Annotated in this window: 19 protein-coding genes; 6 read left to right on the top strand and 13 right to left on the bottom strand. The window is 61.6% G+C overall.

Features of this window, described 5'->3' with window-relative positions; genetic code table 11:
* Window positions 1-66: 66 nt before the first annotated feature.
* The 3 genes from guaB to ACZ0AI_RS00735 form a co-directional block, all read right to left on the bottom strand.
* The gene (guaB, locus tag ACZ0AI_RS00745) at window positions 67-1,536 is read right to left on the bottom strand and encodes an IMP dehydrogenase (protein ID WP_225839496.1); all 1,470 of its coding nucleotides are present in this window, start codon (window positions 1,534-1,536) and stop codon (window positions 67-69) included.
* Window positions 1,537-1,781: 245 nt separating this feature from the next.
* Entirely contained in the window at window positions 1,782-2,318 is a 537-nt protein-coding gene (locus ACZ0AI_RS00740; protein ID WP_463564123.1) for a sugar ABC transporter ATPase, read from the bottom strand.
* A gap of 119 nt (window positions 2,319-2,437) precedes the next feature.
* Entirely contained in the window at window positions 2,438-2,902 is a 465-nt protein-coding gene (locus ACZ0AI_RS00735) for a multidrug/biocide efflux PACE transporter (RefSeq protein ID WP_463564122.1), read from the bottom strand.
* An 88-nt stretch (window positions 2,903-2,990) separates the two neighbouring features.
* Between ACZ0AI_RS00735 and ACZ0AI_RS00730 the strand changes: the two genes are divergently transcribed.
* The 3 genes from ACZ0AI_RS00730 to ACZ0AI_RS00720 all read left to right on the top strand — a co-directional run bounded on the left by ACZ0AI_RS00730 (window position 2,991) and on the right by ACZ0AI_RS00720 (window position 4,634).
* Window positions 2,991-3,866: a LysR family transcriptional regulator gene (locus ACZ0AI_RS00730; RefSeq protein WP_463564121.1), complete on the top strand. Its 876-nt coding sequence runs from the start codon at window positions 2,991-2,993 to the stop codon at window positions 3,864-3,866.
* A gap of 70 nt (window positions 3,867-3,936) precedes the next feature.
* The gene (locus tag ACZ0AI_RS00725) at window positions 3,937-4,248 is read left to right on the top strand and encodes a putative quinol monooxygenase (protein ID WP_463564120.1); all 312 of its coding nucleotides are present in this window, start codon (window positions 3,937-3,939) and stop codon (window positions 4,246-4,248) included.
* 71 nt (window positions 4,249-4,319) lie between these two features.
* The gene (locus ACZ0AI_RS00720) at window positions 4,320-4,634 is read left to right on the top strand and encodes an NIPSNAP family protein (protein WP_463564119.1); all 315 of its coding nucleotides are present in this window, start codon (window positions 4,320-4,322) and stop codon (window positions 4,632-4,634) included.
* Window positions 4,635-4,636: 2 nt separating this feature from the next.
* On the opposite strand, the gene ACZ0AI_RS00715 is transcribed toward ACZ0AI_RS00720, so the two are convergent.
* Window positions 4,637-5,032 (bottom strand): DUF488 domain-containing protein, encoded by a 396-nt coding sequence (locus tag ACZ0AI_RS00715; protein ID WP_463564118.1) that lies wholly within the window; start codon window positions 5,030-5,032, stop codon window positions 4,637-4,639.
* Between the two features lie 65 nt (window positions 5,033-5,097).
* Between ACZ0AI_RS00715 and ACZ0AI_RS00710 the strand changes: the two genes are divergently transcribed.
* Window positions 5,098-5,769, top strand: coding sequence for a COG3650 family protein (locus tag ACZ0AI_RS00710; RefSeq protein WP_463564117.1), 672 nt, complete (start codon window positions 5,098-5,100; stop codon window positions 5,767-5,769).
* 50 nt (window positions 5,770-5,819) lie between these two features.
* Here ACZ0AI_RS00710 and ACZ0AI_RS00705 read toward each other — a convergent pair whose 3' ends face one another.
* From ACZ0AI_RS00705 to ACZ0AI_RS00685, 5 genes are all read right to left on the bottom strand, one after another.
* Window positions 5,820-6,011 carry a DUF1289 domain-containing protein gene (locus tag ACZ0AI_RS00705; protein WP_463564116.1) on the bottom strand — a complete coding sequence of 64 codons (192 nt, stop codon included), beginning with the start codon at window positions 6,009-6,011 and terminating at the stop codon, window positions 5,820-5,822.
* On the bottom strand, window positions 6,011-6,535 hold the full coding sequence (locus tag ACZ0AI_RS00700) for a gamma carbonic anhydrase family protein (protein WP_463564115.1): 525 nt from the start codon (window positions 6,533-6,535) through the stop codon (window positions 6,011-6,013). The genes ACZ0AI_RS00705 and ACZ0AI_RS00700 overlap by 1 nt, the downstream gene beginning before the upstream one ends.
* A 22-nt stretch (window positions 6,536-6,557) precedes the next feature.
* Window positions 6,558-7,160 (bottom strand): CoA pyrophosphatase, encoded by a 603-nt coding sequence (locus ACZ0AI_RS00695; RefSeq protein WP_463566032.1) that lies wholly within the window; start codon window positions 7,158-7,160, stop codon window positions 6,558-6,560.
* A 93-nt stretch (window positions 7,161-7,253) separates the two neighbouring features.
* The gene (locus ACZ0AI_RS00690) at window positions 7,254-8,015 is read right to left on the bottom strand and encodes an ABC transporter permease (RefSeq protein WP_042552012.1); all 762 of its coding nucleotides are present in this window, start codon (window positions 8,013-8,015) and stop codon (window positions 7,254-7,256) included.
* Window positions 8,012-8,938 (bottom strand): ABC transporter ATP-binding protein, encoded by a 927-nt coding sequence (locus tag ACZ0AI_RS00685; RefSeq protein ID WP_463566031.1) that lies wholly within the window; start codon window positions 8,936-8,938, stop codon window positions 8,012-8,014. Before ACZ0AI_RS00685 ends, ACZ0AI_RS00690 begins: the two co-directional genes overlap by 4 nt.
* A gap of 214 nt (window positions 8,939-9,152) precedes the next feature.
* Here ACZ0AI_RS00685 and ACZ0AI_RS00680 point away from each other — a divergent pair, with 214 nt between their 5' ends.
* Window positions 9,153-9,464 carry an I78 family peptidase inhibitor gene (locus ACZ0AI_RS00680; RefSeq protein WP_463564114.1) on the top strand — a complete coding sequence of 104 codons (312 nt, stop codon included), beginning with the start codon at window positions 9,153-9,155 and terminating at the stop codon, window positions 9,462-9,464.
* 68 nt (window positions 9,465-9,532) lie between these two features.
* Entirely contained in the window at window positions 9,533-10,477 is a 945-nt protein-coding gene (locus ACZ0AI_RS00675; protein WP_463564113.1) for a LysR family transcriptional regulator, read from the top strand.
* On the opposite strand, the gene madM is transcribed toward ACZ0AI_RS00675, so the two are convergent.
* The 4 genes from madM to ACZ0AI_RS00655 form a co-directional block, all read right to left on the bottom strand.
* Complete coding sequence (madM, locus tag ACZ0AI_RS00670) at window positions 10,455-11,219, bottom strand: malonate transporter subunit MadM (RefSeq protein ID WP_463564112.1); 765 nt, start codon at window positions 11,217-11,219, stop codon at window positions 10,455-10,457. The two genes, ACZ0AI_RS00675 and madM, sit on opposite strands and share 23 nt — an antisense overlap.
* Window positions 11,220-11,224: 5 nt before the next feature.
* Entirely contained in the window at window positions 11,225-11,632 is a 408-nt protein-coding gene (gene madL, locus ACZ0AI_RS00665; RefSeq protein ID WP_463564111.1) for a malonate transporter subunit MadL, read from the bottom strand.
* 65 nt (window positions 11,633-11,697) lie between these two features.
* Window positions 11,698-12,624 (bottom strand): malonate decarboxylase subunit epsilon, encoded by a 927-nt coding sequence (mdcH, locus tag ACZ0AI_RS00660; protein ID WP_463564110.1) that lies wholly within the window; start codon window positions 12,622-12,624, stop codon window positions 11,698-11,700.
* Window positions 12,621-13,253: a malonate decarboxylase holo-ACP synthase gene (locus ACZ0AI_RS00655; protein WP_463564109.1), complete on the bottom strand. Its 633-nt coding sequence runs from the start codon at window positions 13,251-13,253 to the stop codon at window positions 12,621-12,623. Before ACZ0AI_RS00655 ends, mdcH begins: the two co-directional genes overlap by 4 nt.
* Window positions 13,254-13,262: the final 9 nt, after the last annotated feature.

The following is a 13,262-nucleotide window of genomic DNA, read 5'->3' as shown; positions in this document are numbered from 1 at the left end:
TCAGTGGTAAGCAGAAACAACGCGGGGCTGTCGATAACAGCCCCGCTTACAGGTATTACCGAAGCATCAACCTACCCGGTAGTTCGGCGCTTCCTTGGTGATCTGCACGTCGTGGACGTGAGACTCGGCCATGCCGGCACCGGTGATACGGACGAATTCGGGCTTGGTGCGCATTTCTTCGATGGTCGCGCAACCGGTGTAGCCCATGGAGGCACGCAGGCCGCCCATCAGTTGATGGACGATGGAGCCCATGGCGCCCTTGTAGGCCACGCGGCCTTCGATGCCTTCCGGCACCAGCTTCTCGGCACCGGCAGCGGAGTCCTGGAAGTAGCGATCCGAGGAGCCCTGAGCCTGGGACATGGCGCCCAGCGAGCCCATGCCACGGTAGGCCTTGTAGGAGCGGCCCTGGAACAGTTCGATCTCGCCCGGAGCTTCTTCGGTACCGGCCAGCATGGAGCCGATCATCACGCAGGAAGCACCGGCAACGATGGCCTTGGACAGGTCACCAGAGAAACGGATACCGCCATCGGCGATCAACGGAATGCCGCTGCCTTCCAGCGCGGCGGCGACGTTGGCCACTGCGGAGATCTGCGGCACGCCAACACCAGCGACGATACGGGTGGTGCAGATCGAGCCAGGGCCGATGCCGACCTTGACTGCATCAGCGCCTGCTTCGGCCAGGGCCAGTGCGGCAGCGCCGGTAGCGATGTTACCGCCAATCACCTGGATGTCCGGGAAGTTCTGCTTGACCCAGCGCACGCGCTCGATCACGCCCTTGGAGTGGCCATGCGCGGTGTCGACGATGATCACGTCAACGCCGGCATTGGCCAGCGCGGCAACGCGGTCACCGGTGTCGGCGCCAGTACCGACAGCAGCACCCACGCGCAGACGACCCTGGTCGTCCTTGCTGGCCAGCGGGTAGGCCTTGGCTTTTTCGATGTCCTTGACGGTCATCATGCCCTTGAGGGTGAAGGCATCGTCGACGATCAGGACCTTCTCGATACGGTGCTTGTGCAGCAGATCGCGAACGACGTCCTTGGCAGCACCTTCCTTGACAGTGACGAGACGCTCTTTTGGCGTCATCACTTCACGGACGGTCGCATCCAGGCGGTTCTCGAAACGCACGTCACGGGAGGTGACGATACCGACCAGCTCACCATTGCTCAGCACGGGCACACCAGAGATGTTGTTCTGGCGGGTCAGTTCGAACAGGTCGCGTACGGTAGCGTCGGCTTCGATGGTAATCGGATCCTTGACCACACCGGCTTCGAACTTCTTGACCTTGCGCACTTCGGCAGCTTGCTGCTCGATGGTCATGTTCTTGTGGATGATGCCGATGCCACCTTCCTGCGCCATAGCGATGGCCAGGCGGGCTTCGGTCACGGTATCCATCGCTGCGGACAGCAGCGGAATATTCAGCTCGATGCCGCGGGTAAGGCGAGTCTTGAGGCTGACGTCCTTCGGCAGAACATCGGAAAAACCGGGGATAAGTAGAACGTCGTCGAAGGTAAGAGCTTCTTGACTGATACGCAGCATGGCGGGGGCTCCCAGACGGGAAAATTGGAAGCGCGCCATTATAGCGAGTCAGCCCCTGTCACTCAATGTAAAGAATGGATATCGACCGTTCGGCAATTAATATCAATGATTCTCAGCTGGCAGGGAACCGATGAGAATTCATGCAGCCTGATCTATTCAGGCTCAGGGAAGAGCTCCCCTTTCTACCGCAGCGCCGCGCCACAGACTGATCGTCACCAGGTTTGGCGCGGCTTGCGCAACAATCCCTAGGCGCTTACCAGAGCAACGGGATACCCCAGCCGTTCGGCGAATTCTTCGAGAAAGGCCGGTGTGAACCGCGCTTCGGCCCAGCCGTTGAAGATAAAACCCAGATTGGAAAAGCCGCAGGGCTGCAGGAACAGAAAACCGTTGATGTCGTCTTCGTGCCTGCATTCAGGACAGGTGAAGTTGTCGGTTTCTCCTGGCGTCCACTCGTCCAGGCTTTCGAACAGCGCTTCGCCGACCTCCTTGCGGCACTCGGGGCAACCCGCCTCTTCGAGGAAACCGTCGACGGGCGTATAGATGCAGCGCCGGTAGATGACTTCCAGCCCATTGACGGGCTGGCCGAACGGCAGCCGCTCGGCGAACTCGACCACCCTGCTCGCCCCCGGCGCGATGGCGTAGGCCATGCCATTGCGCCCACAGGTGGTGGGCAACGCCTCGACGATATCGCGCTTGGCCAGCCAGCGCAGAATCTGCTGCGCCTTGCGCTCATGGCCAGGAAAATTGGAGATGCGCGGGACGACGATGCTCTGAGTAGCCATGCCCTTGCCTTCGGGAACCGTAAACCGTGAAGCTTAGGGGTTGCTGGCAACCAATCACAAGCCGCATGGCATTTGGCCGACGGTCTGCAGCGTGGCAGGCCGTGGCGAAAGCCAGACGTTTAGCGGCAGGCCAGTTCGCTGGCCTGGCGGCGCTGGAAATAACGCTCGCGCAGGTTGTCGTAGGCCAGGTTGTAGCCCAGGGTGTAGGGCAGGAAGAACAGGATCAGGCCGATATCCAGGAAGAATGCCGCCACCAGGCTGATCGACAGCCACCAGGCCGCCAGCGGTACCAGCACCAGAATCAGGCCAGCCTCGAACAACAAGGCGTGGCTGATCCGCGCCCACAGACCGCGCTCGAAGCCCATGCGGCGCTGGGCGGCATCAAACAGCATGTTGAAGATCATGTTCCAGAGCATGGCGATGGCCGAGAACATCAGCGTCAGGGCGCCCATATGCGCCAGGGATTTACCCATGGCCCAGGCCAGCAGCGGTGCGCACACCACTACAGCGATCACTTCGAACAGGGTTGCATGCAGCACGCGCTCCTTAAATGAGCGGCGGGCGATATGATTGGACTGACTCATTTCTGATGACTCGCAAGGTGACGTCGATGGGGCTATCCTCATCGGAAAAACAGCCAGAGCAAAGTTGCCAGCCATCGGCAAAACCGATATGAACCTCTCTCCCGAATCCCTCCAGGCGTTCGCCCAGGCAGCCGCCACCGGCTCGTTCAGCGCGGCGGCCAGACGCCTGGGCAAAAGCCAGTCGACGGTCAGCGAATCCATTGCACGGCTGGAAATCGACCTCAACGTCAGCCTGTTCGTGCGCGGCGCGCGCCAGCTCACGCTGACCGAGGCCGGCTGCAGCCTCTTGAGCCGCGTACAGGATGTGCTGGCTGCTTCCGACCGCTTGCTGCGCCAGGCCGGGCAATTGGCTGCAGGCCTGGAGCCCAAGCTGACCTTGGTGCTGTCGGACGCCTACCAGGCGAGCCAGTATCAGGCTCGCCTGGTGGAGCTCGACCAGCGCTACCCGGATCTGGAATTCGAGTGTTTTTTCGCCGAGCACGCCGATGTGCTCGATCTGGTCGGCCAGGGCCGCGTCAACCTGGGCCTGCTCGCCGCCCAGCCCAGCTACCCACCGGAGCTGGCCCACGCCAGCCTGGCCGACTGTGCAGATTTCGGTCTATTCGTCGCCAAGGGGCATCCGCTCAGCCAGTTACCGCGAGTCACTGCGGATGATCTGGCCCACTGGCGCGTACTGCGCCTGAGCACTGTGGCGAAGCAGGAAGAAGAACTGGACGATCTGCCGGGCAGTGGCGGGCGCTGCTGGTCGGCGCCGGACTACCTGCTGCTGCTGGAGATGGCCACGCTGGGCTTTGGCTGGGCTGCCCTGCCTCGCCAGTTGGTGATCGGCCATGGCGGCGACCGCCTGCAGGAACTGGCCATCAACGGCTGGCCCAAGCAGGTTTCGGTGGACGTGGTCTGGTCGCGGGAACGGCCGCTGGGCCCGGCTGCCGCGTGGTTGCTGGAGCGCCTCCTGAGCAGTTGAATACTCTTTCGCATCACAACGCGCTTCGCCTGCACCCGTATATCTCACTTGCCAACAAGAGCCCATCGCCATGCTCACGGTCATCGCCCAGGATTTCATCAAGCTCGAACACCTCGAGGACGTACTGCCGCTTTACGCCGAACTGGTTCGCAAAACACGCGAAGAACCCCTTTGCCTGTCTTACGATTTGCATATCGACCAAAAGGATCCAGGACACTTCGTTTTCATCGAAACCTGGCCGGACAAGGCCGCGTTGGACGTGCACTGTAGAACCGAACATTTCAGGACGCTGGTACCGAAAATCGACAGTTACCAGCGCCAGCCTGGCACCTTCCTGTTAATGGACGCCTTTACCGAAAAGCCCAGCAAAGCCGAGCACTGAGCGGCACAAGTGTGCTCACCCGCAAACCCGCAACAAGCCCGATTGCTGCACACCCCGTCAAGGAGACGCCCATGATCACCTGCTACCTGCGCTACATCATCGACCCTTACCAACTCGCCGAATTCGAGCACTACGCCAAGCTGTGGATACCACTGGTGGAGAAATTCGGCGGCCAGCATCACGGCTACTTCCTGCCATCGGAAGGTGCTAACAACGTGGCGCTGGCGCTGTTCAGCTTCCCTAGCCTGGCCACCTACGAGGAGTACCGTGAGCGCTCGATGCAGGATGCCGAGTGCCTGGAGGCCTTCGCCTATGCCCAGCAGAACCGCTGCGTCATCAGTTACGAGCGCAGCTTCATGCGCCCGGTAGGCATAGACCCTCGATAACGTCAGAACTCACCGGCGTAACAGACCGGTGAGCTACTTGCGGCGTAGCGATCCAGCTCATCCTCGAGAAAGTCCTGCAGCACTCTGGCGTTGTTGTGCTCGGCATCCCGTGCCGCATAAAGCAAGGTCAGGTTTCCCTCTGCGGCGCGGGCCAGCAGCCCCTGCCAGAACTCAGGGTGAGCGGCCAGCTCGCGGCGATAGGCATCGCGAAACCTCTCGTACGCCTCGACCTGATGCGCGAAGCTACGGCGCAACTGCGCTGACGGCGCCACGTCACGCAGCCATTGATCATGTGGCAGTGCATCCTTGCGGCACCCTCGTGGCCATAGGCGGTCGACCAGCACCCGGTAGCCGTCACCCTCCTCCTCTGGTTCGTAAACGCGTTTGCAACGGATCATCGTCAGCGTCCCTTGAGATTGCCCTACGGCCTCGGTAACGTGGCCGCTCGCAAACGGAGAGCCACATGTCTATCAGCCTTAAACACCTAGTGTTCACCCTGCTGCCACTGTTCGCCAGTTGCGCGGTGTATACGGGCAAACCCGTGGATCCGGAAAAATCCCAGACGCGCCTGCAAGGCGAACTGACTCGTGAAGCCGATCAACTGTGGTTCAAGCCATGCGAGGATCCACGCCGCTTCGCGATCACCGAGGGTAATACCAGCATCACGCAGGACAGCAGCGAGCTGCTCAGCGACGGCCATTCGGTTCTGTTCGCCGACCTGCGCGGGCTGATGGGCTCGACCACGGTCAGCGGCGCCGACGGCGGCATGGAACTGAGCCGCGTGTACCGGCTGCAAGGCGAAGGCCATGGCTGTGACGACCCCAACTTCAAGCGCACGCTGGTGCGCGCCAGCGGCCAGGAGCCGTTCTGGAGCGTAACCGTGAGCAATCAGGGCATGGTGCTCAGCGGCCCGGATCACGAGCCTCTGGCGCTACCGTATATGGAAGAGCAGCTGCCCGATGGTCGCACCAACCTGACCAGCGAAGCCAATGGCCAACGCGTCGAGCTGTGGATCGCGCCGCAGCGTTGCGTCAACACCATGAGCGGCGCGGTACAGCATCTGAGCGCCGAGCTGCGCCTCAATGGCAAGCTGATGCGCGGCTGCGCGGCATTCGGCGGAGCGCGTAACGACTGATCACAGTCACTGCTGGCACGGGATGTGTCGCAATCGGGCGGCGCATCCCGCTAAAGCAGGATGCCTTTGTCTCTGGCACGCTCATGGCAGAACTGCAGCACCTGACGGCGCTCGGCGTTGTCCATGCGGCTCCAGCGGGTGATCTCGTCGACGTTGCGCTGGCAACCGATGCAGATGTCCTCCTCGTCCAGTGCACAGACATGCACGCAGGGCGAGGCGACGGGACGTTCGACGGTTTGCATCAGTCTTCCTGCTCGGCGAGATCGGTGGCATAACGCTTGGCGTTCTGTACATAGTGAGCGGCACTGGCTTCGAGTAGTTTCTTCTGCTGCTCGGTGAGCTCACGCACCACCTTGCCCGGCGAGCCCACCACCAGAGAGCCATCGGGAATATCCTTGCCCTCGGCGATCAGCGCGTTGGCGCCGATGATGCAGTGCTTGCCGATACGCGCGCCATTGAGCACCACGGCATTGATGCCGACCAGACTGTAATCACCGACCGTACAGCCATGCAGCATGGCGTTATGGCCAACGGTGACGCCCTTGCCCAGGGTCAGCGGCGAGCCCATATCGGTGTGCAGCACTGCGCCGTCCTGCACGTTGCTGTCCTCGCCGATATGGATGAGTTCGTTGTCGCCACGCAACACCGCACCGAACCACACGCTGGCACCCGCCTCGAGGCGTACCTTGCCGATCAGGGTGGCACTGGGTGCGACCCAGCTTTGCGGGTGCTGTTCGACACGGGCATTGCCCAGGCGGTATTTCATGGCGAAAGTCTCGGAGCCAGGCTCACTTGAGGTGAATGTAGTACTCGGGTGGGCGCTGCATGTCGATGCCGGCATCAAAGACCACGTTGACCAGTTCCACCAGCATGATCGCCGTCAGCCCCCAGATCTTGTACTCGCCATAGCGGTAACTCGGCACGTACCAGCTATGGCCGAAGTAATCGATGCGGTGGGTGACTTCACGGGGGTCATCACGGAAGAACGCCAGGGGTACGGAAAACACCGCGGCGATCTCGCCATCGTTGGCCTGATAGTCGACGAAGTCCGGCACCACGCCGACATAGGGCGTGACCTGAATGCCATGCCTGGAAACCAGCGTACTGAGCGGCCCGACGATCTCCACCAGGCCGGGCGGCAGGCCGATTTCTTCTTCGGCCTCACGCAGGGCGGTGTCGATCAGGTCGCGGTCTTCCGGGTCGCGACGACCACCGGGAAAGGCGACTTCGCCGCCGTGGGTGGAAAGACCACTGGCGCGCAGGGTGAGCACCACTTCGGGCTCTTCGCTGCGGGTGATGGGCACCAGCACCGCAGCCTCGGGAAAACCCTCCTGGGCTTCCATGAAGTGCGGGCTGTAGCCTCGAACGCGTTGGAGTAACTCGTCCAGCATGACCATTCTCGGAATTCTTCTGCGCCGGATAATGGCATGAAAGCGCGGCGCTGCCCAACCCCGCGCCGCCTGAACGTGAGCCAGCCCGCTACATCAACTCTTGAGGCGATAGCCGGTTTTGAATATCCACCCGACCGTAAGGATGCACGCCAGCAGGAAGCCGAGAATCATCCCCAGGCTGACCAGCACGTTGACGTCGGATACGCCGTAGAAGCTCCAGCGGAACGCACTGATCAGGTAGACCACTGGGTTGAACAGAGTCACCGTCTGCCACACCGGTGGCAGCATGCTGATCGAGTAGAAGCTGCCACCGAGAAAAGTCAGCGGCGTGACGATCAGCGCCGGGACGATCTGCAGCTTCTCCCAGCCATCGGCCCACACGCCGATGATGAAGCCGAACAGGCTGAAGGTCAGCGCCGTGAGCACCAGGAAGGCCAGCATCCAGAACGGATGAAGAATCTCGAAATCGACGAACAACCGCGCCGTGGCGAGGATGATCAGGCCGAGCACGATGGACTTGGTGGCCGCTGCGCCGACGTAACCGAGGAGAATTTCCAGGTAGGAAATCGGCGCCGACAGCACCTCGTAGATGGTGCCCGAATACTTGGGCATGTAGATGCCGAACGAGGCATTGGAGATGCTCTCGGTCAGCAGCGCCAGCATGATCAGGCCGGGGATGATGAAGGCGCCGTAACTGACGCCATGCACCTGAGTCATGCTCGAGCCGATGGCCGAGCCGAACACCACGAAATACAGCGAGGTGGTGATCACCGGCGTGGCGATGCTTTGCAGCAGGGTGCGCCAGGTACGGGCCAGCTCGAACAGGTAGATGGCGCGGATCGCGTAGAAATTCATGTCCGATCCCTCACCAGACTGACGAAGATGTCCTCCAGCGAACTCTCGCTCGACTGCAGATCCTTGAAGGCGATGCCGTGCTGCGCCAGCGCCTGCAGCAGTGCGGCGATGCCGGTATCCTCCTGCTGGCCGTCGAAGCTGTAGACCAGCTCGTAGCCGTCGTCGCGCAATTGCAGGTCATCACGCTGCAGCGCGGGCGGCAGTTCGCTCAACGGCTGCTGCAGGTGCAGGGTCAGCTGTTTCTTGCCGAGCTGGCGCATCAGGGTGTCCTTGTCCTGCACCAGAATGATCTCGCCCTTGCGGATCACGCCGATGCGGTCGGCCATTTCCTCGGCCTCCTCGATGTAGTGGGTGGTCAGGATGATGGTCACGCCACGCTCGCGCAGCTTGCGCACCATTTCCCACATGTTGCGACGCAGCTCGACGTCGACCCCGGCGGTCGGCTCGTCGAGAAACAGGATCTCCGGTTCATGGGACAGTGCCTTGGCGATCATCACCCGACGCTTCATGCCGCCGGACAGTTCGAAGATGCGCGCATCCTTCTTGTCCCACAGCGACAGGTCACGCAGCAGCAGCTCCAGATACGCGTTGTCAGGCGCCTTGCCGAACAGACCACGGCTGAAACGCACCGCCGCCCAGACGCTCTCGAAGCCTTCGTTGAACAGTTCCTGAGGCACTAAACCGATCTTCGAGCGAGCCGCCCGATAGTCGCTCAGGATGTCATGACCGCCAACCGTCACCGAGCCGCTGCCGGGATTGACGATTCCACAAATGATGCTGATCAGCGTGGTCTTGCCGGCGCCGTTGGGGCCCAGCAGCGCGAAGATCTCGCCCTTGTGGATGTCCAGATCGATGGATTTCAGCGCCGGATGGCCGGACGCGTAGGTTTTGTTCAACTGCTGAATAGAAATGACCGGTTGCACGGCATTGCCTTGATCCTGAAAACAGTCGGCCATTGTAAAGAAATGCTACAAGCACCGCTGCCCCACTCGGCGGCGCAAGCGTAATCACTGGGGTTTAATGCACCTCAACAGTGCCTGGATAGGCTGAATTCGGAACACGGGCACGACAAGGCAGTCCGATAAAAGGCACACTCCCGCACTTCACAGTGAACCCTTCAGACACAAGGATCATGCAATGGCTTTCAAACACCTGATTGGCGGCGCTGCTCTGCTCGCCGTGCTCGCCGGCTGCAGTTCGACCGACACAGCGCCCACCCAGGCCTCGAAACCCGCCAACAGCAACGGCAAATGCAGCGCCGAAGCAGCCCAGAGCCTGCTCGGTCAAGTGGCCACCGCGGAAATAGTCGAACAGGCGCGCGCGCAGTCCGGTGCTCGCACCGCCCGTGTGCTGTCGCCTGGCGACATGGTCACCCTGGACTACGACTCCCAGCGCCTGAACATCGATATCACCGAAGCGGAAGTGATCGAGCGCATTGCCTGCGGTTGAATGCGTACAACCGCGACTAATCTGCGGCACAATCGGGCCAGCCCCCTGCCAAGGATCGGATCTGGCCCATGCAGATAGATGAAGAACTGACGCTCAAGAAGCTGGAAATCTTTCTGGCCTTCATGCGCAGCGGCAACCTCACGAAGGCCGCAAGCGAGCTCAATACCAGCAACGTCAGCGTGCACCGCGCCATTCACTCCCTGGAAAGCGCCCTGCGTTGCCCATTGTTCAAGCATGAAGGGCGCAACCTGATTCCCCTGGAAAGCGCCTACGTGCTGGAGGAAAAGGCGCGCAAGCTGGTGCAGGACGTTGTCGATACCGTGCGCCTGACCCGCGAAGCCGCCGGCTTCTCGGCAGAACGCTTCAAGCTCGGCTCGCTGTATTCGCTGACGGTGAAAACCGTGCCGCAGTTGATCATGGGCCTGAAAATTCGCCGTAGCGAGCTGAACATCGACCTGATCCTCGGCTCCAATGCCGACCTGATGTACAAGCTCAAGAACATGGAGTTGGATGCCATTCTGGTCGCCCTCGACGAAAGTGTCAGCGATCAGGACTGCGATCAACTGGCATTGTTCGCCGACGATATCTTTCTTGCCGTGCCAAACGACTCGCCCTTCGCCAATCAATCTGACGTCGACCTGGCTGAGTTGCGCAACGCCACCTTCATCACCCTCAGCCAGGGCTATGCGACGTTTCGTGATGGCGAGCAGGTCTTTCGCCAAGCCGGTTTCGAGCCCAATGTAGCCATGCAGGTGAAGGATATTTTCACCCTGCTTAGCATGGTCAGCTCCGGTGTCGGCTATGCGCTGCTCCCGGGCCGCGTGGCGGCGGTCTATGAGAATCGCGTGCGGCTGATCCCATTACAGGCGAAGTATCACCTGCAGCAGCATATCGGTGTGGTGTTCCTCAAGGCCAAGGAGCGCGACCCCAACTTGCTCGCGCTCCTCGCCGAATGCCGTATGTACAGCCTCGGCCAACACCCTGACGATATTAGGCGAACAGACCACGCATGATGAAGTACAGCAGCGACGGCCCAAGCAGGCAGCCAAGAGCGGTGTAGAACGCAGCCGTCAAGCAACCATACGGCACCAACTTCGGGTCGGTGGCGGCCAGGCCACCAGCCACACCACTGGACGTCCCCATCAAGCCGCCGAAAATCACCGCACTGCGCGGATTGTTCAGGCCGATATAAGGCGCCACGAATGGGGTGGCAACCATCACCAGAATCGCCTTGATCAGGCCGGCGGCAATGGACAGCGCCATCACGTCGGAGCTGGCGCCAATCGCCGCACCAGTCACCGGGCCAACGATATAGGTCACCGCGCCGGCACCGATGGTCGTCAGGCTCACCACATCGGTGTACCCAAAGGCCATGGCCACGGCAACGCCGGCAATGAACGACGTGCCGATACCGACGAACAACGCCAGCACGCCAGAGAAACCAGCACGTTTCAACTCTTCGACATTGACCCCGAACGCCGTGGCAACGATGGCGAAGTCACGCAACATGGCGCCGCCAAGCAGACCGATACCAGTAAACAGCGGGATATCCACCAGCCCCTTCTGCCCACCGGTGTACAAGCCACCGAAATAAGACAACACCAGGCCCAACAGGATGGCGATGGCTGAGCCATGCAGGCGCCCGTTGGTTACTTTGTCGGAGAACCAGTAAGACACCCACATGGTGATGCCGATGATGGCGAAACCGCTGATCAGGCTGTAGCTGGTGATCACTTTCATCAAGGATTCGTACATGGCAATCACCGTGGGGTTTTGGTCAGGGGAGTGCTAGGCGCCGGCGGTTCATCCGCGGCGGGCTGACCAATCCGGCTGAGCACCGGCACCATCAGGAAGGCGATGACCACGGCCGCAGTGCCGGCAAGAATCGCCATGGGGCCGCCACTGAGGGCGCCATAGACGTTCTGCTGGGCCGCCATGGCCACGACGATGGGGATGTAGATAGCACTCCAGAATTCGACACCCTGTTCCGATTTACCAGCGAACAGACCACGTTTACTCAAGTAGCTACCGAGAAAGATAAGTAGCAGCATGGCAATGCCGACACCACCGACGTTAGCCGGTACGCCGATGAGCTTGCCAAGCAACTCGCCGATAAAGATACCCGCCAGGGTACAGAACGCCAGGAAGGCGACGCCGTAGATAATCATTGTTGTTGTCCTCGTTTTACTTGTCGAAGTTATTGTTGTTGTCCTTCGGTAAACGACCCGCGTTGCTATCGGCTGCGGCTCACCTCCTCACGCAACAGGGCGTCCAGAGTATCCAGACGGGCACCCTCGAACGCGATCACCTGCCCCGGCTCGAACACACGCCGCGCCAAGCCACTCAACACGTTGCCAGGCGGCAACTCCAGATGCAGGCGCACGCCTCGCTCGTAGGCGGTCTGCAAGGTCGCCTGCCAGTTGACGATACGGCTCATATTGCCAACCAGGTCGTCGCGCAGCCGCTCACTGTCGCCAATCACGCGCGCGGAGCTGCTACTGAGATAGGTAATACGCGGAGGCCGCAGTGCAACATCCGCGAAGGCGGTACGCAGTTGTGCGGCAGGCGCGGCAAGCAACTCGCAGTGCGACGGCACACTCATCGCCAGGCGCTTGGCGGCACTCGCGCCCAGGCTTCGCGCCTGCCGGGCGACCGCCGCCATGGCAGCATCGCTGCCGGCGATGACCAACTGATTGTCCGCATTGATATTGGCCAGATAAACCGGCCCGTCGGCCTCCTCGAGCAGGCGCTCCAGGCTGCCTTGATCCAGACCGAGAATGGCGGTCATGCCGAAACCCTGCGGGTAGGCACGTTGCATCAACTCACCACGCAGCGCCACCAGGCGCACGGCGTCGCTGAAATCCAGCGCATCGGCGGCGACGGCGGCGGCATAGGCGCCGATGGACAGCCCGGCGACATAATCAGCCTGGTACCCCCGCGCAACCAGCAGCCGCGCGCAAGCAACACCCGTGATCAGCAAGCACAGTTGCACTGCGCGCGTCCCTTGCAGTTGCTCCGCCGAATCCAGCTCGATGGCGGCAGAACACAGCGCGTCATTGGCTTGCTCCAGACATTCGCGCACCACTGGCGCATCCGGCAACGCATGCAACATGCCAGGTCGCTGTGCACCCTGCCCAGGGAAGGCCCAAAGCGTACTCATGCCGGCGCTCCATGCAAAGACCACGGATCGTCCAACAACACCGGGGCATTGCGGGTTTTCACCAACACCCGCCCGCTAGCACCCGCCCATTCACGTAGCGCCACCGCGCCACTGGGCGTTTCCAGCTGCATATCGACCCGCGTGAAAACGCTATCAAGGTGGCTGCACAACGTTTGAGCCCGCGCCCGCGATAGGGCATAGGGCACGCGTAACAACAGATCGAGATCGCTGTCCGGATGAGCGGCGGGTACGCCGCTGGCCAACTCGAACCCTAAGCTGCCGGTCACGCCCCACGCCATGCCCTGCTCGGTCAATAACGGCGCCAACTTCGCCAGTGCCTGCACAGCAGGCCACTGCGGACGGCGATGGACTCGCCAGCGCCCTGTACGCGCAACCGCTTCGGGGCTCACCTGACGCGCGATATCTGCCAAGCGCATCCAAGTAGCGAAGCGCTCCGCACGCTGAGCACCCCGCACGCCAACCGCGATCCAGCCGGGATCGGCCGGCGCACGTCGCACGACCACCGGCACACGGCCCCGCAGTGCTGTGCGAGCCCACTCGGGAGCGTCCTGCGGCAGGTGCTCAGGACGCAGGCCCCAGAGCAGGTCATGTGGCAGTGGCTGCTTCATCGCCCCCTC

The sequence above is a fragment of the Pseudomonas sp. AC355 genome (genome assembly GCF_979258205.1).
This window is presented reverse-complemented; position numbering and strand designations above follow the sequence as displayed.